Raw genomic sequence first — 24,321 nt, forward strand, 5'->3', positions numbered from 1 at the left:
ATGGGGTCTCCAGTGCGTCACTTTCTCGATCTCTCGGATTTCTCCGCCGGGGAGCTCCGCGCCATCCTCAAGGCCGGCGAGGAGATCAAGACCCGCCGGCGCACGCCGGCTGCCGCCGGCGACCGCCTGCTCGAAGGCAAGGTCATCGCCATGATCTTCGAGCAGCCCTCGCTACGGACCCGCGTCTCCTTCGACGTCGGCATCCGCGAGCTCGGCGGCTCGCCGATGATGGTGACCGGCCAGGAGATCGAACTCGGCGAGCGCGAGACCATCGCCGACACCGCCCGTGTGCTGTCGCGCTATGTCGATGCGATCATGATCCGCATGCTCGACCATGACGCCGTGGTCGAGATGGCGAAATACGCCACGGTGCCGGTGATCAACGGCCTGACCAAGCGCCAGCATCCCTGCCAGGTCATGGCCGATGTCATGACCTTCGAGGAGCGCAAGGGCTCGATCAAGGGCAAGCGCATTGCCTGGACCGGCGACACCAACAATGTCCTGACCTCCTGGGTCCACGCCGCCGGCCGGCTCGATTTCGAGCTCGCCATCGCGACGCCCGAGGAGCTCGCGCCGCCGCCGGCGCTGCTCGACTGGGCCCGTAAGCAGGGTGCGAAACTGCACCTGACCACCCGGCCCGAGGCGGCGGTCGAGGGCGCCGACTGCGTCATCACCGATTGCTGGGTCTCGATGGGTGACGAGGAAGGCACGCGCCACAACCTGCTGCGGCCCTATCAGGTCGATGAGCGCCTGCTCGGCCGCGCCGAAAAGGATGCGATCTTCATGCATTGCCTGCCGGCCTCGCGCGGCGAGGAAGTGACCGATCAGGTCATGGACGGCCCGCAATCGGCTGTGTTCGATGAGGCCGAGAACCGGCTGCATGCCCAGAAAGGCATCCTGGCCTGGTGCTTCGGCGGAGTGGCTGCCTGATGGCCGAGACCGTGACAGCGGCAGCACCCGACGATCGGGTGCTGCCCTTCGCAGTGCCGGCGCTCGACGTGCGCGGCCGGGTCGTCAGGCTCGGCCCCTCGCTCGATCAGGTCATCGCGCGGCATCACTACCCTGAACCCGTTTCGCGCGTCCTGGCCGAGGCCGCGGCGCTGACCGTCATGCTCGGCACCACGCTCAAGGGCGAGGGCCGCTTCCAGCTCCAGACCAAGAGCGACGGCCCGATCTCGATGCTGGTCGTCGATTTCAACGCCCCCGACAACTACCGGGCCATGGCGCGCTATGACGCCGATCGGCTGGCGGCGGCGATCGAGGCCGATGCAGCCTCGACCGGCGAACTGCTCGGCAAGGGTCATCTCGCCATGACCGTCGACCAGGGCTCGGAAGCCACGCGCTATCAGGGCATCGTCGCGCTTGACGGCCAAGGGCTCGAGCAGGCCGGTCATCAGTATTTCCGCCAGTCCGAGCAGATCCCGAGCCGCATCCGTCTGGGCGTCGGCACGGTCCTGACCGGCGCCGGCCTTGCCTGGCGCGCCGGCGGGCTGATCGTGCAGTTCATGCCGAACTCGCCCGAGCGCATGCGCGCCGCCGACCTCCATCCCGGAGATGCGCCGGAGGGCCATGAGATCCTCGCCGCCGGCGACGATGACGGCGTCAGCGACGACGCCTGGACCGAGGCGCGCTCGCTGGTCGAGACGATCGAGCATCACGAACTGCTCGATCCGCTGCTGGAAAGCGAGCAGCTGCTCTACCGGCTCTTCCATGAGCGCGGCGCCCATGTCTTCGAGCCCGTCGCGGTGCACGAGGCCTGCCGCTGCTCGCGCGAGCGCGTGCTCGGCATGCTCAAGGGTTTTTCGGCCGACGACCGCAAGGCGATGATCGCCGATGACGGCACGCTCGGCGTCACCTGCGAATTCTGCTCGCGCCGCTACGAGTTCGATCCGGCCGAGGTCGAGGTCGAGATCTCGGCGGGAGAGTAGAGGGCTCTCTCCCTTCTCCCCTTGCGGGAGAAGGTGGCGCGAAGCGCCGGATGAGGGGTCTCGCGACGATTGCCTATCTTGCGCCTGTGAAGCGTGAAGTGCGGAGAGGGGTGCGCCACCCCTCAACCGTCAGCGCTGCGCGCTGCCACCTTCTCCCGCAAGGGGAGAAGGCAGGGAGCTACGCCCGGCACTCCGCCATCAGCCGGCGCATAAAGGCTTCGCCTGCGGCGAACTGCTCCAGCGTGATGTATTCGTCCGGCTGATGCGCCTGGTCGATCGAGCCGGGGCCGCAGACGATGGTCGGCAGGCCGGCGCGCTGGAAATGCCCGGCCTCGGTGGCGTAGGCGACGGCGATGGTGCGGTTGCGCCCGGCGAGGCGCATCACCAGCGTCTCGGCCTCCGAGCCCGGATCGGGCGCAAGGCCTGGAACGTCCGAGCTCATCACCGTCTCGATGGCTGCCGAGGGCGCGGTCTTGCGCATCCGCGCCAGCACCTCGTCCGACAGCTTGGCGAAGCGGGCCGACACCTCTTCCGGGTCGGAACCCGGCAGCGTGCGCACCTCCCAGGCGAGATCGCAGCGGTCGGCCAGGATGTTGCGGGCGATGCCGCCATGGAACTTGCCGATATGGACGGTGTCATAGGGCGGATCGAAGCGGCCGCTCTCGTCGATCCGGCCTTCGCGCTCATCGGCCATGGCGACGAGGCCGGCGGCGAGGCGCGTGCCGGCGTGGACCGCGCTCGCGCCGAGATGCGGCTTGGAGGAATGCGCGGCGAAGCCGGTGATCGCGGTGAAGAAGGTGCGGATGCCCTTATGCGCGTCGGCGAGTTCGAGCGAGGTCGGCTCGCCGACGATGACGGCGCGCGGCTTCGGCAGGGTCTTGCCCAGCGCGGCGATACCGTCGATGACGCCGAGGCAGGTCACCTCCTCGTCATAGGAGAAGAACAGGTGGATCGGCGTCTTGAGGTCTGCTGCGAGAAAATCCGGCACCAGCGAAAGTGCCAGCGCGACGAAGCCCTTCATGTCGACCGAGCCGCGGCCATAGGCCTTTCCGTCCTCGACATGCAGGGTGAACGGGTCGCGCGACCAGGCCTGGCCCTCGACCGGCACGACATCGGTATGGCCGGAGAGGACGATGCCGCCCTTGTCCTGCGGGCCGATCGTGGCGAACAGCGCCGCCTTGTCGCCGGTCGCATTGGGAAAGCGCACGGACGGCACGCCCCAGCCGTGAAGATAGTCCTCGACGAAGGCGATCAGGTCGAGATTGGATTTGTGGCTCACCGTGTCGAAGGCGACGAGGCGGGCGAGCATGTCGAGCGGCTGGTAGCGCTGCCCGGTCGGTGTTGCAGTAGTCAATGCAGGACCTTCTTCACATAGGGCGAGTCGAGCGGGAAGAGCGGCACCTCGACATCGAAGAGCGCACCATCCTCGCCGAGCATGGCATAGACCCCGCGCATGCTGCCGTCGGGCGTCATCAGCGGGCAGCCGGAGGTATAGCTGAAGCGCCCGCCCGGCTGCAGCACTGGCTGCTGGCCGATCACGCCGTCGCCGCGGACCTCGTGCACCTCGCCGCGCCCGTCAGTGATGACCCAGTGACGCGTCATCAACTGCATGGTGCGGGGCGACAGGTTCTCGATCTCGATCGTATAGGCCCAGAAATAGCGGCTCTGGTCCGGCGTGGATTCGCTGTCCATGAACTTGGGCGAGGCGGTGACACGCACGCCATGCGTTTCGGCCTGGTACATCATCGCGGCTCCGTGCCGCCTCCATGCGGCTCACGCCGGGGCGGCGGGAAGGCCTTGTTATGCCTTGGGACGGCGCAGCGTCAATGCCGCCAATCGGCTGTAGACCCGATGATCAGCGGTTGCGCGGGCATGTGGAAAACGTGGCGCCGGACTCGCCAGCGGCTCCCCGGTGCGGCAGGAAGAACGATCAATCTCGCGGTAGGCTGGCTTTGCGCCGCGCTTCACAAGGTGGTCTGATAGCGCCATGGCGACATCGCCCGACATGCTGGCCGAGATCGCGACCGCGCCGGCATCGCTCGCCGGCCCCTCCGGCGTGCTGCCGCGCCAGGACATCCGCAAGCTCGTCCATCGCGGCATGGTTCGCTCGACCTCCGGCGCCTTCGCCGAGAGCCAGTACCAGCCGGCGAGCCTCGACCTTCGGCTCGGTCACAAGGCTTATCGCGTCCGCGCCAGCTTTCTGCCAGGGCCTAACAAGAGCGTCGCCCAGATGCTCGCCGATCTGACCCAGGACGAGGTCTCGCTTGAGGAGGGCGCGATCCTCGAGAAGAACTGCGTCTATGTCGTCGAGCTGATGGAGTCGCTGCACGAACTGCCGGCGACGATCTCGGCCTTCGCCAATCCGAAGAGCTCGACCGGCCGGCTTGACGTCTTCACCCGTCTGATAGCCGACCGCAGCGAAGCCTTCGACAGCGTCGCCGGCGGCTATTCCGGTAAGCTCTATGCCGAGATCTCACCGTCGAGTTTCTCGATCAAGGTGCGCAAAGGCAGCCGTCTCAACCAGTTGCGCTTCCGCCGGCGCGGCTCCGGCCAGGAGGAGGCGGAGGGGTTCCGCGTTTCCGACCGCGAGCTGCGCGAGGTCCATCGCCACACCGCCCTGGTCGACGGCCCCGCGACGATCCGCAACGGCCTGCTGTTCAGCATCCATCTCGGCGACGCCGAGGGCGAGATCATCGGCTACCAGGCCCAGCGCTTCACAGACGTCATCGATGTCGACCGGGTCGCCGGCTACGAGATCGACGATTTCTGGACACCGATCCCGGCCAAGCGCAAGCGGCTGATCCTTGACCCGCACCAGTTCTACATCCTGGCCTCCAAGGAGCGGCTGCATATCCCGCCGGCCTTCGCCGCTGAGATGGCGCCGATCGACCCGGCCATGGGCGAGTTCCGCGTCCACTATGCAGGCTTCTTCGATCCGGGCTTCGGTGTCGGCTCGGACGGAGTGCCCGGCAGCCGCGGCGTGCTCGAGGTCAGGAGCCATGAGGTGCCCTTCCTGCTCGAGGACGGACAGGTGGTCGGGCGCCTTGCCTTCGAGCGTATGGCGGCCGAGCCGGACGCGCTCTATGGCGCGATCGGGACCTCCAATTACCAGGGACAGGCGCTGAAGCTCTCCAAGCATTTCCGCAGCTAGCCTCGGAGCATCGCGGCCCCCAAGAACCGTTTTTCGTCGAGTGCCCACCGGACGGCGTTTCCGGTTCGACGGCAAGAAACGGAGTTTGGCCGGAACGGCGCCTCCCTACCCTTCGATCAAGGTCGTCGAGCGGTTTCGATGACCGTCAGATCGATGAGAGGGCCCGGTCCAATGAGCAAGGAAGACGACAACAAAGCCGTTGTGGTGCGCTGGTTCACCGAATTCTGGGGCAAGGAAGTCGATCTCGCAGTCGTCGACGAGATCGCCGCTCCCGACATGCTGCTCAAATACTCCCTGCACGAGCCGCGCCGGGGCCATGACGACATCAAGGCGTTCATGACCGACTTTCGGGCGGCGTTCCCCGATCTTAATTTCTGGGGAACGGCGGATCTGATCGCCGAGGGCGACTATGTCGTCGGGCAGTGGGAAGGCGGCGGCACGCATACGGGCGCGGCTTTCGACGATGTCCTGCCCGGCTATGATGCCCTCCCCGCTGCGTCCGGCCGCAGGATGCATTTCACCGGCACGACGGTCCTGAAGGTGATCGGCGGCAGGATCGTCGAGGAGATCGGCCTTGACGACGGCCTGACGGCGATGACCCAGCTTGGCCTCGTCAAGGCCGCCTGAGCGGCAAGCGGGTCCAGAGCTGGGCAAGGGGTCGCGCTTCCGGCGCGGCCCCTTTCTTGTTTGCCCTCCGACCGAGCGGAAATCGGGTGGCCGGCGTTCGAATTCGCGAGCAAGGATCGGAGTGTGACGGGCGTTGGTCGCAGGCACGGTCGAACGAGGACGATGCGAGATGACGACGATGACGATCACGACAAGGCCCGCAGTGGGGGCCAGAATGCCAATCCGGTCCGTCGCGGACGATCCGCGCTGGGCCCGCATCGTCGCCCGCGACAAGAGCGCTGACGGCGAGTTCTGGTATTCCGTTGCTACAACCCAGGTCTATTGCCGCCCGTCCTGTCCGTCACGCATGGCCAACCCCAGGAATGTCACGCTGCACGACACGCTGAAGAGCGCGCGGACGACGGGTTTCCGGCCCTGCCGGCGCTGCAATCCGGACGGCCCCTCGCTCGACTGCGAGAACGCGAGCCTGGTCGCCAGGGCTTGTCGGATCATCGAGGAGAGCGAGGAAGAGCCCGCCCTGGAGGCCCTGGCTGAGGCGGTCGGCCGCAGTCCGAGCTATTTCCATCGCGTCTTCAAGGCGGCGACCGGCCTGACGCCGAAGGATTACGCGGCGGGCGAGCGGGCGAGGAAGGTCCGCGAGGGCCTGGATGCCGGCAGCAGCGTCACCGCGGCGATCTACGACGCCGGCTTCAATTCCAGCGGCCGCTTCTACGAGAAGTCGACCGGCATGCTCGGCATGACGCCGACACGGTATCGCGACGGCGGCGCCGATGAAGAGATCAGGTTCGCGGTCGGCCAGACCTTTCTCGGCGCCGTCCTGGTCGCGTCGAGCACAAAGGGCGTCGCCTCGATCCTGCTCGGCGACGACCCCGAAGCCCTTGTCCGCAATCTCCAGGACCGTTTTCCGAAGGCACGCCTGATCGGTGCCGATCGGGACTACGAGGCGCTGGTTGCCCGCGTCATCGGCTTCGTCGAGAATCCCGCTGTCGGCCTGGACCTGCCGCTCGACGTGCGCGGCAGCGCCTTCCAGCGCCGCGTCTGGCAGGCGCTGCAGGCGATCCCGGTCGGCGAGCGCGTATCCTATTCCGAGATCGCCCGCCGCATCGGCTCGCCGGCTTCGGTGCGCGCCGTGGCGGGAGCCTGCGCGGCGAACACGCTCGCCGTGGCCATTCCCTGCCATCGCGTGGTCCGCAATGACGGCGCGCTCTCGGGCTATGCCTGGGGCGTCGATCGCAAGCGGACCCTGCTCGACCGGGAAGCGCGCAACGGCTGAAAGGGACACCGCGATCATGTTCTCGCGCGGCGGGTTCGGCGCAAAGACGAGCCGACGCAGTCTGCCTGGAACGCAAGCGGCCATCGCCGAGCTCGTCGCGCTCGCTCGCGACAATCCCGACAAGGCGCTGGTCATGGCCCATATCGGCCAGCTCGTCGCGAATGGCTTCGCCGTCTGGGAGAAGCTCGACAATGGCGAGATCGAAGTCCGCTTCGTCTCCGGCGAGACCTATCTGCTGGCGGAAACGACGATCCTGCGGCTCGCCTGAGAAAACCCGCCCGGCGGAGACCCGAGCCGGGGTCCATGGATCGGGCGCGTTCGTCCGGCACCTCTCCGCACCTGCAGCGTTTCGGTTTGAGCGCAAGGATCGGAGTTCGGGAGCCCGCTGCCGTACCTAGTTTTCGATCAGGACGACCTCAGCATGGAGCCGCGACGATGAACCTCATGATCACCCCGGACATGGCGCGGGTCGCCGCTTACGACTGGACGGCGCTCGCCGCCGAGCTCGACGGCTTCGGCTGCGCCGTCCTGCCTGGGCTGCTGACGCCGGAGGAATGCCGCGGGGTCGCGGCGCTCTATCCCGACGAGAGCCATTTCCGCAGCCATATCGTCATGGCGCGCCACGGCTTCGGCAAGGGCGAGTACCGCTACTTCAGATACCCGCTCCCCGACCTGATCGGCGGCTTGCGGACGGCGCTCTATCCGCATCTCGCCGGCGTCGCCAATGCCTGGAACGCCCGGATGGGGATCGAGGAGCGTTATCCGGACGTCCATGCCAGCTTCCTGAAGCAGTGCCACGAGGCTGGCCAGGCACGCCCGACGCCGCTGCTGCTGCAATACGTCCCGGGCGACTTCAACTGTCTGCACCAGGACCTTTATGGCGACCTCGCCTTTCCGATCCAGGTGGCGATCCTGCTGTCGGAGCCGGGGCGTGACTTCACGGGCGGTGAGTTCGCCCTGACCGAGCAGCGGCCGCGCATGCAAAGCCGTGTCGAGGTCGTGCCGCTGCGCCAGGGCGATGCCGTCGCTTTTGCCGTCCATAACCGGCCGGTGCAGGGCTCTAAGGGGAATTATCGCGTCAATCTGCGCCATGGCGTCAGCCGCGTCCGCTCCGGCAGGCGCCACACCGTCGGCATCATCTTTCATGATGCGCGCTGACGACGCGCATCGGCTTATTCGATGTGATCGTCAGTACAAGGAGCCCCGGCGATTGGACCGCCGGGGCTTCGCGTGTCGGCTTCGAAGCGTTCGCTGCGCCGGTCAATCAAGCCCGGCGAGCCCCATCACTGCGTCTGCGATCTCCGCTCACGCGAGAGCAGCGCCCGCTTGCGCCGGACACCCCAGCGATAGCCCGAGATCGAGCCGTCCTTCTTGATGACGCGGTGGCAGGGAACGATGACAGCGATAGCGTTGTTGGCGATCGCCTGCGTCACGTCGCGCGGGTCTCGCGTGCCGAACTTGGACGCCAGCACGCCATAGCTCGTGGTCTCGCCCGGCGGGATCTCCCGGAGCATCTGCCAGACCTGCGCTTCATAGGGCGTGCCGCGCAGATCGAGCGGCAGATCGCAGGCGGTCGTCGGGTCATCGATCACGCGCGCGACGGTTGCGACAACCTCCTCCAGCCCATCCTGGCTATGCTCCGGAACGGCGTCCGGAAAGCGGGCCTGCAGCGCGCCTTCCATCGCCGCATGATCGGAGCTGAATTCGACGGCGACGATCCCTCTGTCGGAGATCGCGACCAGGAAGTCGCCGAGGGAGCTGATCCCCCATGCAAAGCGGATGATCTCTTTCATCGTTCCAACCCTCGAAGTTGAGTGTTGGGCGAGCATAGGAACCCGCGCAGCAGAGCTCTCTCCGGCCCTTGCTTTCAAATCGAAAAGCGCTCTTTTCAATGGCGCCTGCGGGGTCTGGAAGAGGTCGATTTCCCGAGCGGCCGGCTCAACCCTTCGTTAGCCGCAAATCGGAACCGGCGCTCAAAAGTTGCCCTCACGGCAACCTTCGGGGCGACAAAATGGCGATTCCGTGTCAGATGGCAGCAAGCGCCGATGGCGTTGCCGGCCATTGGCCTGCGGCGTGTTCAAGCTTGTGTCACCGGCGGGAGGCCGTTGCCGCCTTCCGCTTCATGGCTTTCGTGGCCAAATGTCTACAGGGAAAGGATTTCTCATGCGCGCCCTCATCATCGCCGGCGTTCTCGCCGCCGCCCTCGGCGGCTGCCAGACCGTCGAGCAATCGGCCGCTGAAGCCGACACGGTCTGCATCGATGCCGGCCACAGGCCCGGCACCCGCGCCTTCGAGCGCTGCCGCAGCGACGTGTTCCAGAGCTTCCGCCGCTCCAACGCCCAGGCCAGCAATGCGGTCGCGGCGGGCGTCGTCGCCGGCGCTGTCGGCGGTGCGGTCATCGCCGCTTCGTCCCGCCGTCACTATGGCTATTATGGCTGCGGCTATTACGGCTGCTGGTAAGGCAGGCAGCGCCTGAACCGGGCCGCGCCGGGCGACAGGGGCCCGGCGCGGTTCTCTTCATTCGCGACGAAATCTCTTCTCGACCGGCTTGCGGCCGGCCGCTCCGCCCGGCTATACGGGCTACAGCGCGGGCGTAGTTCAGTGGTAGAACGTCAGCTTCCCAAGCTGAATGTCGTCGGTTCGATCCCGATCGCCCGCTCCAATCATTCGAACATCGGATCTTCTGCTTCTTTCGGGGATCCCTGCGGCATGAACGCCGCTTCCGGCCAGCCGCCGGCGGCGCTAGATTGCCGCCATGAGCGCAACCCCGCAGATCGAGACTGAAGGTGCGGCACCGGCGTCCCGGCTCGGCCTCTGGCTTCTCGCCGGTGGCTTCGGCCTGCTGCTGGCGGCTGGCCTGCTGCTCTGGTGGCGCGAAGGCGATCGCCTGTTCACCGATGGGTTGATCGCAGCGCTTCTGGCCTGCTTCTGAGCGGCGTTTCGTCCGCCTTCGAGGAATTCCCCGTGAACCGCCGCCTGCTCCTCCCCCTGCTGGTCTTCGTGCTCGGCGCCACCGCGCTCGCTGCCGCCGCTTTCATCACCTTCGCGCCCGGATCACGTCAGGGCGGGCAGAATCTCGCCTCGAGCGTCGGCGGGCCGTTCACGCTCACCAGCGGCGAGGGCAAGGCCCTGACCGACAAGGATCTGCGCGGCGCGCCCTTCCTGGTCTTCTTCGGCTTCACCCATTGCCCCGACATCTGCCCGACCAAGCTGTTCGAGATCTCGGAAGTGTTGCGCGCGGCTGGTGCGAAGGGCGACAAGCTCAGGGCGCTGTTCATCACGGTCGATCCCGAGCGCGACACGGCCGAGACGATGAAGAGCTATCTCGGCTCCTTCGATCCCCGCATCGTCGGGCTGACCGGCGACCGCGCGGCGGTTGACGCCACGATCAAGGCCTATCGCGCCTATGCCCGCAAGGTGCCGCTCAAGGACGGCGACTACACCATGGACCATACCGCCCTGGTCTATCTGATGGATAAGAACGGCGGCTTCGTCGGAGCCTTCAATATCGAGCGTCCACCGGCGGAGGCGGCGCAGGAGTGGTTGCGGCATCTGTAGCCGTGCCGGGAGCGGGCTGGGCGGAATTGCGATAGCGCGAGGAGCGAGCCAGTCCATGCGCGGTCTTGTTCCAGACGAAGCGACGGTCGAGGTAGTCGTACAAGGCCAGCCAGGCTGCGAGCGAGATCAACAGATGATAGACCGGCAACAGCGGCAGCCAGCGCCATAGCCCGGGTGCGCCGCGTCGCCAGGCGCCGAGCGCAGGCACCAGGAAGAGCACGCAGATCCCGCTCACGGTGAGCACCAGAGCGAGCGAGGACACCAGCATCTCGAGCGGCTGTTCGGTCGTGAACAGCGAGCCTTCCAGCCAGATCGCGATGGCTGCCATGATGAAGAACGGATAGCCGAGCATGCCGAGGAGCGTGCCGAACAACAGCGCAAGCAGGGTCAGCGTCGCCGCAATCCCGGCTTCGCGCAGCAGTTGCCACGGCGACAGGAGATGGCTGATCAGGGTCTGCAGGTAGCCTTTGTGCCAGCGCGTGCGCTGCTTGAGCCAGCCGCGCAGCGTGGCCGGCGCTTCCTCCAGGGTATGGCAAGGCAGGTCGGCCATATAGCCGCCGGCGCGGACGAGCCGGAAGCCGATATCGGCGTCCTCCGTGACGTTCCAAGGATCCCAGCCACCGATGCGCCGCAGCGCCTCGGTTCGGAAATGGTTCGAGGTGCCGCCGAGCATGATCGGCAGGCCGGCTTGCAGCAGGCCGGGATTGAGCACGTCGAACAGCCCGGCATATTCCAGCGCGAAGCAGCCGCTGAGCCAGCTGTCCTCGGTGTTGTCGATGACGAGATGGGCCTGCAGGCAGGCAAGGTCGCCATCGGAGCGCAGGAAGCGCGCCGCTGCCAGGCGAAGCTGGCGCGGATCGGGAATGTCCTCGGCGTCGAAAATGGTGAACAGCTCGCCGCGTGCCTCCGCCAGTGCGATGTTGAGCGCGCGCGGTTTGGTCTGCGGTAGTCCACGCGGAACGATCATGACCTGCATGAACGGGGGAAGTTCGCGCGCCGCAAGGAGGCGGCGCAGACCCCAGTCGATCTCCTCGACGAGAATGCGGATGTCGAGCTTGGCGACGGGATAGTCGATCGCAGACAGGGCCTCGATCAACTGATCGAGGACGTTCTCCTCGCCGAAGATCGGGACAGCGACGGTGTAGACCGGCAGCCGGCTGTCGTCGATCTGCCAGCGATGGTCGCGCCAGAGGTCGACCTGCGGTTTCTCCATCAAGGCTGCGAGCCGCAGGATGATGGTGGCGAAGAAGAGCGGGCCCAAAGCGAGGGCGATGCCGGTCAGTGTCGTCACCGGTGCCAGCGTGCCGATCACCGAAAAGAGGCCGACGAGGAGAAAGGCGACGAGCTTCTGAAGCCAGTTTGTGCCGGTTCGGGCGCTGAAGCGCTGAAGCCCCGCTTCATCCATCCAGGCCGCCTCGCGCGCGAGCGGTCCGGCATTGCTGCGCCGCAGCTCGGCCGCCAGCGTCGATGGCGTCAGCATCACCAGATCTCGTCGGGCATCGGGCTTCGCTGCGAGGAAACGGCGCAGCGCCCGCCCGGGCGGCGGCGCGACAGCGAAGCGGACCGGGCTGTCCGGGCGGGCGCTCGTGACCGCTACGCCCTCGCGCAGGATCGCGGAGATGTCCCCGCCCGGCTGCAGGGGCGGCGGGCGCGGCTGGAAGCGCAGGTCGAGCTCGGCCGCCAGCGCACGGTAGAGTTGCTCTTCCGTGACGAGGCCGGAAGCGATGACCTGCCGGCTTGGTGGGACGCCGATCCGCTCCGAAACCAGAGCTGCCTCTCGCAATTGCGCAGGGGCCACGCCGTGATCGGCCAGAAAGGCGATCTCGGCAGGCAGGCCGAGCGGAAGAGCCCGGTCTGTACCGGCTTGCGGCCAAGCTCGAGCCCTCATCCCACCCCCCAACCGCAGCTGACGGCCCTGCAACTCGCGGCAACTTATGGTTGCTGATCGTCAGGTCGGAGTCGAGTTGGACGGAAGTCGGATGGCGCACGGCACGCTGCTCATGCGCGCTGCGATGGCGGGCGGTGAGCAACTGGTGGAAGATGCATCAATAGTCATTTGTATACAAATGAGGCGTGAGTGCCTGCGCGAGACGAGCGCTGCTCGCGCGTCGGCGGCAGTTCGCGTCGACGGGCCCGCCTTGGCTCCGACGGTTCGAGGCCGGAAGGGCGATGCTTTCCCGAAATACAAGCTTTTGCGGCGAATCTGCGCGTCAGGGCCCTGTTCGTGGCCCGTTTCATTTCGCGGTTGCGAACGGTTTTCCGCGCGATAGTCTCGCTTCCTCGCTGCTGCCGGCAGTTTGCAAGTCGTCGATCTCAAATCGCTTGACAAGCTTGAAATCCATTGAGATCGTTGTTTGCATACAAATGAAATTTGGACGTGAGCGTCCGGCTTGCTGCAACGATAACGATCGGCGGCGTGCCTCAATGGGAGAGTGACATGACCGCTTGGCTTGGCCTGAATTCGTTCAATCGTCTCGCGGCCATCGCCGCTGCGGCCGTGCTCACTTTGCAGGCGCCGGCACGCGCCGAGGAGATTTCCGTCACTCAATGGGGCGCCAGCATGTACGGCGCGCCCTATGCGGTGGCGATGGAAAAGGGCCTGTTCAAGCAGGCCGGCATCGACATCACCGGCATCATCGGCTCGGGCGGCGGCGGCACCACGGTGCGCAACATTCTTGCCAGCGCGACGCCCTATGGCGAGGTTGCCGTCTCGGCCGCGCTCGCCGCCAAGGCGCAGGGGCTCGACCTGATCATCGTCAACACCGGCACGCGCAGCGTTGCCGAGGCCTCGATGGTCGTCATGCCGAACTCCGAGCTCAAGAGCGTCGAGGATCTCGCCGGCAAGAAGGTGGCGATCACCTCGCCGAAATCGGTCTCCGAAATGCTGCTGCTGATGGTATTGCGCGAGAAGGGCGTCGACCAGGGCAAGGTTCAGCGTGTCGCGGCGGGCGGCTACGTCCCGGCGCTGACCATGCTCGAGCAGAACGCGGTCGTCGGCTCGGTGCTGATCGAGCCGCTCTCGATCATCCGCAAGGACAAGTACCGCACGCTCTACAAGGCCGGCGACGTGCTGAAGCCGATGACGACCTCGGTCGGCATCACCACGCGCAAATTCGCGCAGGAGAACCCGGAGAAGCTCAAGGCGATCATCGCCGGCCGCCGCGCCGGAGTGCAGGCGATCTACAAGGACCCGGCCGAGACCGCCAAGATCATCGAGAAGCTCTACAAGCTCGATGCGCCGATCGCCAAGGAAGCGGTCGACAACATGATCCCGCCGAAGATGTGGAGCGAAGGCGAGTTCAACGTCGCCGAGCTCAACCGCATGGTCGAGGGCTTGAAGCTGATCGGCGAGGTCAAGAGCGACGTCGACTGGTCGACCGTGCTCGACAAGTCCTACCTGCCTGCCGACCTCCAGGCGAAGCAATGAGCGCGGTGTCGGGGGCCAAGGTCGTGCCGCTCGCGCCCCAGCCCGCCGCCGCCCCGGCTCATGCCAGGCTGCGCGGCGTCACCCGGGTCTTCCAGCTGCCGAAATCCACGCTGCACGCGCTCGGCCCGGTCGATCTCGATCTGGCGAAGGGCGAGTTCTTCTCGGTGGTCGGCCCGTCCGGCTGCGGCAAGTCGACCCTGCTTGACATTCTCGCCGGCCTGAGCGCGCCGCAATCGGGCACCGCCGAGTTCGAAGGCAAGCCGGTCGACGGCGTGCCCGACGGTGTCGGCGTCGTCTTCCAGGAAGACGCTTCGTTCCCCTGGCTGAATGTCCGCGACAATGTCGCCTTCGGCCTGCGCCGCGCCGGCGTCGATCCGGCCGAGATCACCCGCCGGGTCGATTACGCCGTCGGCTTCATGGGGTTGAAGGACTTCGCCGGCTCCTATCCGGCGCAACTCTCCGGTGGCATGCGCCAGCGCGTCTGCATCGCGCGGACTCTGGTCCTGCAGCCGCGATTGATCCTGCTCGACGAGCCCTTCGGCGCGCTCGATCAGCAGACCCGCCTGTTGATGGGCGATGAGTTACTGCGGCTCTGGCGCGAGACCTCCGCCACCGTGCTGCTCATCACCCACGCGCTCGACGAGGCGGCGATGCTGTCGGACCGCGTCGGCGTGATGTCGACCAGGCCGGGCACCTTCATCGATTTCGTCGAGACCGGCTGGGAACGGGACCGCGACAGCCGCGTCGTCTCGACCCCGCATTTCGGCGACATCACCGCCCGACTCTGGGAAAAGCTGCGCATCGAAGCGCTGAAGATCATGTCGGCCGGAAAGGCCTAAGCCATGTCCGAGAAATGGCTGCGCGTTGCGGTCGTCACCGCGATGATCCTGCTGGTCGAGGCGCTCTGCCGCATCGGCGTCATCCCGCGCATGGTGATGATCGCGCCGTCCGAGATGGTCGTCGAGCTCGGCAAAATCCTCGCCTCCGGGCAGTTCTCGGCCGATATCACGATCACCTTCACCAATATCGCGATCTCGACCGTGCTCTCGGTCCTGCTCGGTTTCGCCGCCGGCGTGATCATCTATTCGATGCCGAGCCTGCGCGACGCGATCGAGCCGCTGCTGGCGAGCTATTACGCCGTCCCGACCTTCGTCTTCTATCCGATCTTCATCACCCTCTTCGGCGTCGGCTCGGCCTCGATCATCGCCATCGCCGTGCTGCTCGCCATTGTCTCGATGATCACGGCGACGCTGAACGGGCTCGACCGCATCCCGCGCGTGCTGCGCAAGACCGGCCAGATCTACCGGATGTCGCGGGTCAAGACCGCGCTCCTGATCGAATTGCCGGCGGCGACGCCCTACCTCTTCACCGGGGTGAAGCTCTCGGTCGCCTATTCCTTCATCGGCGTCATCGCGTCCGAGTTCATCCTTTCCGGTGCTGGTGTCGGCTACGCCATCGCCTATGCCTACAACCTGTTCGAGAACGGGCACATGTACGCGCTGATGCTGCTCGTCCTGATCGTCGTCACAGTCGTCAACACCTTCCTCAACATGATCGATCGGCGCCTCCAGGCGCGCCGGCAGCGGTGACGCCATGACGCGCCTCACGACAACGAGCCTCATGCCACGCTCGGCCGGCACCCTGCTCGTCCTCCTCGCCATCATCGTGCTCTGGCAGGGTCTGCATCTGCTGGTCGGCGCCTCCTCGCTGGCTTCGCCGATGCAGACGGTCAGCAAGCTCGCCTCCCTGCTCGCGACCGGCGAGTTCTGGCTCAACGTCTCCGAGACGATGCGGGCCTTCGTCGCTGCCTTCGCGATCTCGCTCTTCGGCGGCATCGCGCTCGGCATCGTGCTCGGCGTACGCAAGCTCGCCGGCAATGTCGCCGAACCGATCCTGACGACGCTCTATTCGATCCCCAAGGTCGTGCTCTATCCCCTGGTGTTGCTCTGCTTCGGCCTCGGCATATCCGCCAAGATCGCCTTCGGCGTGATGCACGGGCTGATCCCGATCACGCTGTTCTCGATGAACGCGATCCGCCAGATGAAGCCGGTCTATCGCCGGACCTCGCAGGTGATGCGGCTCTCGCCGTCGCAGAGTGCCTTCACCGTGATCATGCCGGCGATCCTGCCCGAAATCATCTCGGGCGTCCGGCTCGGCTTCTCGCTGACGCTGCTCGGCGTGCTGATCGGCGAGATGTTCGCTTCGCAGCGGGGCCTCGGCTTCCTGCTGACCAGTGCGATCAATATCGGCCAGATCGACACGATCATGGCGATCGCCCTGTTGCTGACCGTCTTCGCGGTCACCTGCAACACCCTGATGATGCGCTTCGACCGGCGCCTGACGCACCGCTAGAGCTCGTTTCCATAGCTTGCGCGGATCGTGGCAGTCATGCAGGTTGCGGCGGACTCGTTCCGCCCGCCGCGGACTGCGCCTCGCACTGGAAAAACCATGAACCTCTATCGCTCCGGCGCTGCCGCCGTTCTCGTCGTCCTGCTGGGCGGCTGCGTCTCGCGCGAGGAGCCGATCGCGACCACGGAGCCTGCTCCGGCGCGGACGCGGGTGGTGCGAACGGCGCCGCCAGCGGATCGCGGCAATCTCGATCTCGGACTGCCGCCGGCCCGCGAGGGCGGACCGGCCTACGTCCGCTCCGGCGTCACCAGCTCGCCTCGCTCAGGCGAGCTTTATGGTGGTGGCACTCTGCCAGCGGGCTTCTGAGGTCGCGCTTCTCCGTCTGTGAACAGCATCTTCTACGTCATGGTCGGGCCTGTCCCGACCATCCACGTCTTCCTTCGTCGGGAGCGCTGTTCAAGACGCGGATGCTCGCCACAAGGGCGAGCATGACGAACCGGGAGCGTAACGCGCGCTCCAGTGTCGCTCAGGTGTCGACCGTCGCATTCAGCGCGTTGGTCTGGATGAATTCGCGGCGCGGCTCGACCACGTCGCCCATCAGCTTGACGAAGAGGTCGTCGGCCTCGTCGTTCTGGTCGTTCTTGACGCGCAGCAGCGAGCGCACGTCGCGGTCGAGCGTCGTCTCCCAGAGCTGGTCGGGATTCATCTCGCCGAGACCTTTGTAGCGCTGCAACGAAACGCCCTTCTTGCCGATGGCGTTGACCGCGTCGAACAGGTCGCTCGGGCCGTTGACGATATGGTCGTCGCCCTTGCGGCTGAGCACGCCCGGCTTGGCATAGGCCTCCTGCAGCGACGAGCCTGCCGCATCGAGCTTGCGGGCCTCGGCGCTGGCGAGCAGCCCGGAATCAAGCAGGACGACCTGCTTCACGCCACGCACCAGCCGCGAGAAGGTGAAGCCGCCATCGGCTGCCTTGCCTTCCCAGCCGCGCTCGATCTCGTCCGAGATCGCGTCGAGCCGGCGCGCGACGTAAGCGGCCGCCTCCGTAAGTTCGGCTTCGCTGCGTTCGCCATGTGGACGCAGCGCACCGGCGATCGCGGTCTGCTCGACGACGCGCCGGTCATATCGCGAATGCAGCTGCGACAGTGTGTGGCGGATGCTGCGGGCTTCCTCGATCAGGGCGCGCAGATCGGTGCCGCCGCGCTCAGCTCCCTCGCCGGTGCGGAACACGGCGCCGTCGAGTGCCGAATCGACCAGGTAGTCTTCGAGGGCGCGCTCGTCCTTGAGATAGGTCTGCGACTTGCCGCGCGCCGCCTTGTAGAGCGGCGGCTGGGCGATGAAGAGGTGGCCGCGCTCGATCAGCTCCGGCATCTGCCGGTAGAAGAAGGTCAGCAGCAAGGTGCGGATATGGGCGCCGTCCACGTCCGCGTCGGTCATGATGATGATCTTGTGGTAGCGCAGCTTCTCGATGGTGAAGGCGCCCGAATCCTTCTCGTCGCGGCCGATGCCGGTGCCGAGCGCGGTGATCAGCGTGCCGACCTGGTCGGAAGACAGCATCTTGTCGAAGCGCGCCCGCTCGACGTTGAGGATCTTGCCGCGCAGAGGCAGCACGGCCTGATACTCGCGGGCGCGGCCCTGCTTGGCCGAGCCGCCGGCCGAGTCACCCTCGACGATGAACAGCTCGGACTTGGCGGGATCGCGCTCCTGGCAGTCGGCGAGCTTGCCCGGGAGCGAAGCGATGTCGAGCGCACCCTTGCGGCGGGTGAGGTCGCGGGCCTTGCGCGCCGCCTCGCGGGCTGCGGCCGCCTCGGCGACCTTGCCGACGATGGTCTTGGCCTCGTTCGGATGCTCTTCGAGCCAGGTCGAGAGCGCCTGGTTGACGACGTTCTCCACAACCGGGCGGACTTCCGAGGAGACCAGCTTGTCCTTGGTCTGCGAGGAGAACTTCGGGTCGGGCACCTTGACCGAGACAATCGCGGTCAGGCCCTCGCGGCAATCGTCGCCGGTGAGCGAGACCTTCTCCTTCTTCGAGATGCCGGAGGTCTCGGCATAGCCGGTGACCTGTCGCGTCAGCGCGGCACGGAAGCCGGCGAGATGGGTGCCGCCGTCGCGCTGCGGGATGTTGTTGGTGAAGCAGAGCACGTTCTCGTGGTAGCTGTCGTTCCACCACAGCGCGACGTCGACGGTGATGCCGTCCTTCTCGTTCGAGAGCATTACCGGCTTCGAGATGATCGGCGTCTTGGCGCGGTCGAGATAGCGCACGAAGGCCTCGACGCCGCCTTCGTACATCAGCTCTTCGCGCACGACCTCGGCATGGCGGGCATCGGTCAGGACGATGCGCACGCCCGAGTTCAGGAAGGCGAGCTCGCGCAGGCGATGCTCCAGCGTCTTGTAGTCGAACTCGACCATGGTGAAGGTTTCCTGCGATGGCAGGAAGGTCACCTCGGTGCCGCGCTTGTCGCCGGCCGGGCCGACGACCGCGAGCGGGGCAACCGCATCGCCATGGCGGAACTCCATGAAATGCTCGTTACCGCCGCGCCAGATCCGCAGTTTCAGCGAGACCGAGAGCGCGTTGACGACGGAGACGCCGACGCCGTGCAGGCCGCCCGAGACCTTGTAGGAGTTCTGGTCGAACTTACCGCCGGCATGGAGCTGGGTCATGATGACCTCGGCCGCCGAGATGCCTTCCTCGCTGTGGATGTCGGTCGGGATGCCGCGGCCATTGTCGCTGACCGTGACCGAGCCCTCGGCGTTCAGCGTCACCGTGACGAGGTCGGCATGGCCGGCGAGGGCCTCGTCGATGGCATTGTCGACCACCTCATAGACCATGTGGTGCAGGCCCGAGCCGTCATCGGTGTCGCCGATATACATGCCCGGGCGCTTGCGGACCGCGTCGAGGCCCTTGAGCACCTTGATCGAGTCGGCGCCGTAGTCTTCGGCGCCGCTGGTGACGTCTGTCATGAAAGAGGGTCCTTCGGCGGGCGAGCTGGCGCCCGCGGATGATCTTGATTCGGCTTGTGAATATAAGCCCTCAGGATGGCTTTTTCACGTGCGCCCGCACGCGTACGCGAGAGAGGGGGTCTTCTACCCCGAAAACGTCGCGATCGCATCCAGGAAAACCTCGCCGTACTGCGCGAGCTTGCGTTCGCCGACGCCTTCGATGCCACGCATCTGGTCGAGGCCGAGCGGGCGCTCGCGCGCCATCGCGATCAGCGTCCGGTCAGTGAAGATGATGTAGGCGGCGACCCCTTCCTCGCGGGCGAGGGTAAGGCGCAGCTGGCGCAGATGCTCGAACAGCGCGGCGGTGTCGCCGTCGAGTCCGTCGGCACGCGCCGCCTCGCGCTGGCCGCGACGCGAGCGGCGCTCGGCCAGCGGGTCGACCCGCAGCGCGATCGGCTCGCGCCCGAACAGGATCTCCTCGCCCCTCTCGGTCAGGCAGAAGCCGCCATGCTCGACACTGGCTTCCGCGAGCGCTCCGGCGGCGAAGAGCTTGCGCGTCAGCGCCATCCAGGCGCCCTTGGGCTTGTCGTTGCCGACGCCGAAGGTCTTCAGCCCGTCATGGTTCTGGCGGCGGATCGCTTCGGTCGCCGTGCCAGTCAGGATATCGGCGAGATGGCCGGCACCGTAGCGCTGGCCGGAGCGGATCACCGCCGAGAGCAGCTTGCGCGCATCGAGCGTGGCATCGCTCAGCTCGGGCGCGGCCGGGCCGCAGAGATCGCAGCGGAATTCCGCCTGACCATGCCGGCAAGGCGGCACCTGCTCGCCGAAATAGGACAAGAGCGCCGAGCGCCGGCAGAGCGCCGATTCGCACAGGTCGATCATCGCGTTGAGACGCTTATGCTCGATGCGCCGGCGTTCGTCGTCGACCTGCTTCTCGTCGATCTGGCGCCGGCGCAGCGCCATGTCGTCGATGCCGTAGAGGGTCAGCGTATCCGCCGGCAGCCCGTCGCGCCCGGCACGGCCGATCTCCTGGTAATAGCCCTCGATCGAGCCCGGCATATCGGCATGGACGACGAAGCGGACGTCGGGCTTGTTGATGCCCATGCCGAAGGCGATCGTGGCGCAGACGACGACACCATCCTCCTGCAGGAAGATGTCCTGGTTGCGGTTGCGCTCGGCCTGTTCCAGCCCGGCATGATAGGCATAGGCCTTCCAGCCCTTCTCACGCAGGCCCTCGGCGAGACGCTCGGTACGGCTCCGAGAGGAGCAGTAGACGATGCCCGAGCCGCCGCGATGCACTTTCAGGAAATCGTCGATCTGCCGGCGCGGCTGCTCCTTGGGGGCGAAGGAAAGCTTCAGGTTCGGCCGGTCGAAGGAATGGACGACGAGGTGCGGCGGTGCCGGGAAGAGCTGCTGGGCGATGTCGTCGCGGGTCTGGCGGTCGGCCGTCGCGGTCAGCGCCGTCACCGGGACATCGCCGAGCGCCTCGCGTACCTTGGAGAGCAGCCTGTATTCTGGCCGGAAGTCGTGGCCCCATTGCGAGACGCAGTGGGCCTCGTCGATGGCGAGGCGGGTGACGCCGAGCCGGCGCAGGCGCGCAACCAGCCCTTCTCCTGCCAGCCGCTCTGGCGAGACGAAGAGCAGGCGCAGCTCGCCGGCGTTCAGCCTGTCCCAGGCCTGCGCCGCTTCGGCTTCGCTGTTCATCGAGTTGAGAGAGGCGGCCTGCACACCGGCCCGCACCAATTGGCCGACCTGGTCGCGCATCAGGGCGATCAGCGGCGAGACGACCAGTGTCAGTCCGCCCGCGACCAGAGCGGGCAGCTGATAGCACATCGACTTGCCCGAGCCGGTCGGCATCACCGCGAAGACGTCGCGGCCGGAAAGCGCGGCCTCGATCACCTCCCATTGTCCGGGGCGGAAATCGTCATAGCCGAAGACCGACTTCAGGATCGCGCGGGCTTCTGATTCGCGGGGCGACGACATCCGCCGGATGTGCCGGATTCGCGAGGTCATGGCCAGCCATTGCGCGATTCCGTCCCCGGTTCGCGCAAGCTGGCTTGATCGGCTGTGACGTGTGGATCACCTTACGGCAAGGAGAGCTGCGATGCGCCTGCCCCTGATTGCCGCCATCTGCTGCCTTGCTGCCCTTTCACAGGCCCGGCCGCTCGAGCGCGAGCTACCGCCGACGCGGGCCGCCTGCTGGGAGCGGGTCTATGATGCCGGCCATCTCGCCGCCCACCCGCAGCAGAAGGTCGCGCGGATCCGCCTGGTCCATCTGCCGGAGAACTGGCCCGAAGCCGGGCAGGGTGGCTTCTATGTCGCGCTCTATTTCAACCTGCGGCAGCGGGTGAAGGCCGATCAGAGCTTCGACTATCAGCTCGGCGGCATCTGCAAGGCAGCCGGGCAGGGCATGCGCTGCGTGCCGGAATGGGAAGCCGGCAGCTGGCGCGTCGAGCGCGGCCCGAACGGGGCGCTCGACATCCGCAACGCCGGCATCACCGCCAATCCCAACCCCTACGATGCCGAGGAGATCGCCGACGGCGCGGTTCGTATCCCGGCGAAGCCGGATGACGGGCTCTGGCGCCTGTCGCCGGCGAGCGGGCCGTGCGGGATGGAGTGACCGCGCTCTAAGGGTGCAACGCCGCCACCTTGACCAGCCGCGCCACCATCTTGTCGCGCATGCCCCTGAGGCGCTTCTCGGCGAAGTCGCCGTCTTCGCCATAGGCCTTGTCGGCGCCATTGACGGCAAGCATCTCCGGCACCAGCAGCGCACCGAAGCCGAGCTCGAGCACGGTCCGCAATTGCGTGAGGCAGCGATAGGTACCGAGATTGCCGGCCGAGGCGCCGCCGATCGCGACGACCTTCTCGCGCAGGCCGGGCCCGCCGGAACGGACGATGCTGATCCAGTCGAGCGCATTCTTCAGCGCCGGCGGATAGCCGGAATTATATTCGGGGCTGGCGATGAAGAGCCCGTCATGGGCGTCGACCAGCGCCGCCAGCGCCTTCGCTTCGCCAGGCGGATCGTTGTCAAAGGCGCGGGCGTCGATCAGCGGCAGCGGGTAGTCGCCGAGCGAGATCTGCGTCACCTGCGCGCCCGCATCTTCCAGGTTCTTGGCGATGAGAGTCGCGAGCCGGGCATTCATCGAGCCCGGGCGCCAGGAGCCGGCGAAGACGAGGATTTTTGGCATGGTCACTCCGACAGGCAGCCGGAGCGAGCAGCCCGGCTTCTCAGCTCGCGATGTCAGCGATGCAGGGCTCCCGTCAAGCCCGCGCCGTCATGGCTTGGCGCGGCGATAGACCCAGACGCGTGCTGGCGGAATGTTGCGCAGCACCCAGTCGGAAACCTGCGCCTTGAGGCCTGCGCCCTTGCGCGGCACCGGCGAGATCACCGCATAGGTGAACTGGATGAAGGGTGCGTCGGGGCGCAGCACCTTCGCGAAGGCGTCCTGCACCAGCGCCGTGCGCTCCACCGGGGGCTTGTTGAACAGCGGCAGGGAGGACACCACCGCACTCGCCTTTTCGGTCAGGTGCCCCGCGAGCGTGGTCGAGAGCGCATAGGCATCGCCCTCGATGACGGTGGCCTGCGGGAAGCGGCGGCGTAAAAGCTCGCAGAATTCCGGGCTGTACTCGACCAGGATCAGCCGGGATTCGTCGATCCCGCGCGCGATCAGCGCCTCGGTGACCGGGCCGGTGCCAGGGCCGATCTCGACCACCGGCCCCTCGGCCTGCGGATCGACGTAAGAGGCCATGCGCTTGGCCAGGAACGGGCTCGATGGTGCAACCGCGCCGGTGCGCCCGGGCGAATCGATCCAGGATTTGAGGAAGCGGGCATCGTCGCCGAAGCGCGCCTTGGCCTCGTCAGCCGCCTTGCGCACATGCGATTTGAGCTTGCCGGCGGTGTTGCGGACCTCGTCCTCGACCTTGTAGCGCGCGGCGGCGACCCGAAGCCTAGCCTCCGCGACGCTGTCGGCGAAATCCGCCGCGGTCAGCCGCACCTCATGCTCCAGCCGTGCTGCGACGGACGAGCGTCCGAAGCGGGGGGCGCGCAGGCGCTGACCGGAAGCGGAATGGGCCATCCAGAACCTCAATGCGGCGAGGGCGATGGCCCGCGTCGAAGCGACATGACAATGCTGTGACGTTACGCCGCTGTCATATGGGGTCAAGAGCGGGGCGAATCCAGCGATTTCTTGCGCGTGTCGGAGTGTCGCCGGTCAGATCAGCGGGCGCGGGTGGCGCTCGCTGTCGAAGAGCAGGGCCATGCGTTCGGTCAGGCGCGGATTATGGATGGTGAGACGTCCCCGCTCCAGCGTGAACATGCCGGCCTTGCGCAGGCGGGCCCAGGTCTTGCTGGTGTGGACGAGCGACAGGCCGAGCGCGTCGGCGAGCTGCTGCTGCGTCAGCGGGAAGGCGAAGCTGTTCTGTGTGACGAGGCCGAGCGTTTCTGCCCTGCGATAGAGCGAGATCACCAGCGCCGCGATCCGTTCCTGCGCGCTGCGCTGGCCGACCGAGGTCAGGTTCTCGTCGATCAGGCTCTCTTCGCGCGAGCCGAGCCAGGCGAGCTCATAGGCCAGCGCCGGCATCCGCCCGAACAGTTCATAGGTGCGCCGGCGCGGGAAGACGCAGAGCTCGACCTCGGTCAACGCCTCGATGCCGTGCTGGGCGGCACTGAGCAGCGAGGCCTGCAGGCCGACGAGGTCGCCGGGCAGGAGGAAGTTGAGGATCTGACGGCGCCCGTCCGGCAGCGATTTGTAGCGGAAGGCCCAGCCGGAGAAGAGCGTGTAGAGCTCGGCATCTTCCTGGCCGGGATGGATGATGTCGCTACCGGCCTGCAATTGCCGATGATCGAGCTTCATCCCCTGAATGAAGCGGATCTCCTCGTCGGACTTGTCCTTGAAGGCCGGCATCAGCCGCAAAGGACAGGCAAGGCAGGACGGGCTGCGGTGATTGCGGTGATTGCTCGATGCGACGATCACGCACTGCTCCCTCATCCGCCCGGAACTCGCGGCGAAAGCTTGCGTTTTCTCTGTGGCGCGAAACTTGCCGCTTAGCAATCGCGCTCTGTCTGAGCTT

At 66.6% G+C, this 24,321-nt stretch carries 25 protein-coding genes and 1 tRNA gene; 17 read left to right on the forward strand and 9 right to left on the reverse strand.

The window, feature by feature from the left end; translation table 11 throughout:
- Together argF and ACWIGM_RS26930 are read left to right on the forward strand one after the other, a co-directional pair.
- Nucleotides 1-930, forward strand: coding sequence for an ornithine carbamoyltransferase (gene argF, locus ACWIGM_RS26925; protein WP_454029048.1), 930 nt, complete (start codon nt 1-3; stop codon nt 928-930).
- Nucleotides 930-1,928, forward strand: a complete 999-nt coding sequence (locus tag ACWIGM_RS26930) for an Hsp33 family molecular chaperone (protein ID WP_454029049.1) — start codon at nt 930-932, stop codon at nt 1,926-1,928. Before argF ends, ACWIGM_RS26930 begins: the two co-directional genes overlap by 1 nt.
- 178 nt (nt 1,929-2,106) lie before the next feature.
- Here ACWIGM_RS26930 and argE read toward each other — a convergent pair whose 3' ends face one another.
- Entirely contained in the window at nt 2,107-3,282 is a 1,176-nt protein-coding gene (argE, locus tag ACWIGM_RS26935) for an acetylornithine deacetylase (RefSeq protein ID WP_454029050.1), read from the reverse strand.
- A complete protein-coding gene (gene apaG / locus ACWIGM_RS26940; protein WP_454029051.1) occupies nt 3,279-3,671 on the reverse strand; it encodes a Co2+/Mg2+ efflux protein ApaG in 393 nt (130 codons plus the stop codon). The genes argE and apaG overlap by 4 nt, the downstream gene beginning before the upstream one ends.
- A gap of 244 nt (nt 3,672-3,915) precedes the next feature.
- Here apaG and ACWIGM_RS26945 point away from each other — a divergent pair, with 244 nt between their 5' ends.
- The 5 genes from ACWIGM_RS26945 (at nt 3,916) to ACWIGM_RS26965 (ending at nt 8,137) form a co-directional block, all read left to right on the forward strand.
- Nucleotides 3,916-5,079, forward strand: a complete 1,164-nt coding sequence (locus ACWIGM_RS26945) for a 2'-deoxycytidine 5'-triphosphate deaminase (protein WP_454029052.1) — start codon at nt 3,916-3,918, stop codon at nt 5,077-5,079.
- Nucleotides 5,080-5,250: 171 nt separating this feature from the next.
- Complete coding sequence (locus ACWIGM_RS26950; RefSeq protein ID WP_454029053.1) at nt 5,251-5,706, forward strand: ester cyclase; 456 nt, start codon at nt 5,251-5,253, stop codon at nt 5,704-5,706.
- Nucleotides 5,707-5,920: 214 nt separating this feature from the next.
- A complete protein-coding gene (gene ada, locus ACWIGM_RS26955; protein ID WP_454029054.1) occupies nt 5,921-6,979 on the forward strand; it encodes a bifunctional DNA-binding transcriptional regulator/O6-methylguanine-DNA methyltransferase Ada in 1,059 nt (352 codons plus the stop codon).
- Between the two features lie 16 nt (nt 6,980-6,995).
- Nucleotides 6,996-7,247: a hypothetical protein gene (locus tag ACWIGM_RS26960; RefSeq protein ID WP_454029055.1), complete on the forward strand. Its 252-nt coding sequence runs from the start codon at nt 6,996-6,998 to the stop codon at nt 7,245-7,247.
- A 167-nt stretch (nt 7,248-7,414) separates the two neighbouring features.
- Entirely contained in the window at nt 7,415-8,137 is a 723-nt protein-coding gene (locus ACWIGM_RS26965) for a 2OG-Fe(II) oxygenase (protein WP_454029056.1), read from the forward strand.
- A gap of 125 nt (nt 8,138-8,262) precedes the next feature.
- Here ACWIGM_RS26965 and ACWIGM_RS26970 read toward each other — a convergent pair whose 3' ends face one another.
- The gene (locus tag ACWIGM_RS26970) at nt 8,263-8,772 is read right to left on the reverse strand and encodes a methylated-DNA--[protein]-cysteine S-methyltransferase (protein ID WP_454029057.1); all 510 of its coding nucleotides are present in this window, start codon (nt 8,770-8,772) and stop codon (nt 8,263-8,265) included.
- A 370-nt stretch (nt 8,773-9,142) separates the two neighbouring features.
- Here ACWIGM_RS26970 and ACWIGM_RS26975 point away from each other — a divergent pair, with 370 nt between their 5' ends.
- From ACWIGM_RS26975 to ACWIGM_RS26990, 4 genes are all read left to right on the forward strand, one after another.
- On the forward strand, nt 9,143-9,439 hold the full coding sequence (locus tag ACWIGM_RS26975; protein ID WP_454029058.1) for a hypothetical protein: 297 nt from the start codon (nt 9,143-9,145) through the stop codon (nt 9,437-9,439).
- A gap of 127 nt (nt 9,440-9,566) precedes the next feature.
- Nucleotides 9,567-9,641: transfer RNA gene (locus ACWIGM_RS26980), tRNA-Gly, on the forward strand.
- Between the two features lie 93 nt (nt 9,642-9,734).
- A complete protein-coding gene (locus ACWIGM_RS26985) occupies nt 9,735-9,911 on the forward strand; it encodes a hypothetical protein (RefSeq protein ID WP_454029059.1) in 177 nt (58 codons plus the stop codon).
- 32 nt (nt 9,912-9,943) lie between these two features.
- Nucleotides 9,944-10,537 carry an SCO family protein gene (locus ACWIGM_RS26990; RefSeq protein WP_454029060.1) on the forward strand — a complete coding sequence of 198 codons (594 nt, stop codon included), beginning with the start codon at nt 9,944-9,946 and terminating at the stop codon, nt 10,535-10,537.
- Here ACWIGM_RS26990 and ACWIGM_RS26995 read toward each other — a convergent pair.
- Entirely contained in the window at nt 10,482-12,425 is a 1,944-nt protein-coding gene (locus tag ACWIGM_RS26995; protein WP_454029061.1) for a glycosyltransferase, read from the reverse strand. The two genes, ACWIGM_RS26990 and ACWIGM_RS26995, sit on opposite strands and share 56 nt — an antisense overlap.
- A gap of 549 nt (nt 12,426-12,974) precedes the next feature.
- On the opposite strand from ACWIGM_RS26995, the gene ACWIGM_RS27000 reads away from it, so the two are divergent.
- The 5 genes from ACWIGM_RS27000 (at nt 12,975) to ACWIGM_RS27020 (ending at nt 16,679) form a co-directional block, all read left to right on the forward strand.
- Nucleotides 12,975-13,964 carry an ABC transporter substrate-binding protein gene (locus ACWIGM_RS27000; RefSeq protein WP_454029062.1) on the forward strand — a complete coding sequence of 330 codons (990 nt, stop codon included), beginning with the start codon at nt 12,975-12,977 and terminating at the stop codon, nt 13,962-13,964.
- On the forward strand, nt 13,961-14,803 hold the full coding sequence (locus tag ACWIGM_RS27005) for an ABC transporter ATP-binding protein (RefSeq protein ID WP_454029063.1): 843 nt from the start codon (nt 13,961-13,963) through the stop codon (nt 14,801-14,803). Before ACWIGM_RS27000 ends, ACWIGM_RS27005 begins: the two co-directional genes overlap by 4 nt.
- Before the next feature lie 3 nt (nt 14,804-14,806).
- Nucleotides 14,807-15,553, forward strand: a complete 747-nt coding sequence (locus tag ACWIGM_RS27010; RefSeq protein ID WP_454029064.1) for an ABC transporter permease — start codon at nt 14,807-14,809, stop codon at nt 15,551-15,553.
- A 4-nt stretch (nt 15,554-15,557) separates the two neighbouring features.
- Complete coding sequence (locus ACWIGM_RS27015) at nt 15,558-16,316, forward strand: ABC transporter permease (RefSeq protein WP_454029065.1); 759 nt, start codon at nt 15,558-15,560, stop codon at nt 16,314-16,316.
- A gap of 96 nt (nt 16,317-16,412) precedes the next feature.
- A complete protein-coding gene (locus tag ACWIGM_RS27020; protein ID WP_454029066.1) occupies nt 16,413-16,679 on the forward strand; it encodes a hypothetical protein in 267 nt (88 codons plus the stop codon).
- A 160-nt stretch (nt 16,680-16,839) separates the two neighbouring features.
- Here the strand turns inward: ACWIGM_RS27020 and gyrB are convergent, their stop codons facing one another.
- Together gyrB and recQ are read right to left on the reverse strand one after the other, a co-directional pair.
- Entirely contained in the window at nt 16,840-19,272 is a 2,433-nt protein-coding gene (gyrB, locus tag ACWIGM_RS27025; protein ID WP_454029067.1) for a DNA topoisomerase (ATP-hydrolyzing) subunit B, read from the reverse strand.
- Between the two features lie 123 nt (nt 19,273-19,395).
- On the reverse strand, nt 19,396-21,234 hold the full coding sequence (recQ, locus tag ACWIGM_RS27030) for a DNA helicase RecQ (RefSeq protein WP_454029068.1): 1,839 nt from the start codon (nt 21,232-21,234) through the stop codon (nt 19,396-19,398).
- A 121-nt stretch (nt 21,235-21,355) separates the two neighbouring features.
- Here recQ and ACWIGM_RS27035 point away from each other — a divergent pair, with 121 nt between their 5' ends.
- The gene (locus tag ACWIGM_RS27035; protein ID WP_454029069.1) at nt 21,356-21,871 is read left to right on the forward strand and encodes a hypothetical protein; all 516 of its coding nucleotides are present in this window, start codon (nt 21,356-21,358) and stop codon (nt 21,869-21,871) included.
- A 7-nt stretch (nt 21,872-21,878) separates the two neighbouring features.
- Here ACWIGM_RS27035 and ACWIGM_RS27040 read toward each other — a convergent pair whose 3' ends face one another.
- From ACWIGM_RS27040 to ACWIGM_RS27050, 3 genes are all read right to left on the reverse strand, one after another.
- Nucleotides 21,879-22,439: an NADPH-dependent FMN reductase gene (locus tag ACWIGM_RS27040; RefSeq protein WP_454029070.1), complete on the reverse strand. Its 561-nt coding sequence runs from the start codon at nt 22,437-22,439 to the stop codon at nt 21,879-21,881.
- 87 nt (nt 22,440-22,526) lie between these two features.
- Nucleotides 22,527-23,327, reverse strand: a complete 801-nt coding sequence (locus tag ACWIGM_RS27045; protein WP_454029071.1) for a class I SAM-dependent methyltransferase — start codon at nt 23,325-23,327, stop codon at nt 22,527-22,529.
- 135 nt (nt 23,328-23,462) lie between these two features.
- Entirely contained in the window at nt 23,463-24,224 is a 762-nt protein-coding gene (locus ACWIGM_RS27050; RefSeq protein WP_454029072.1) for a Crp/Fnr family transcriptional regulator, read from the reverse strand.
- Nucleotides 24,225-24,321 lie beyond the last annotated feature (97 nt).

This window comes from Allobosea sp. NPDC055332 (genome assembly GCF_053645455.1).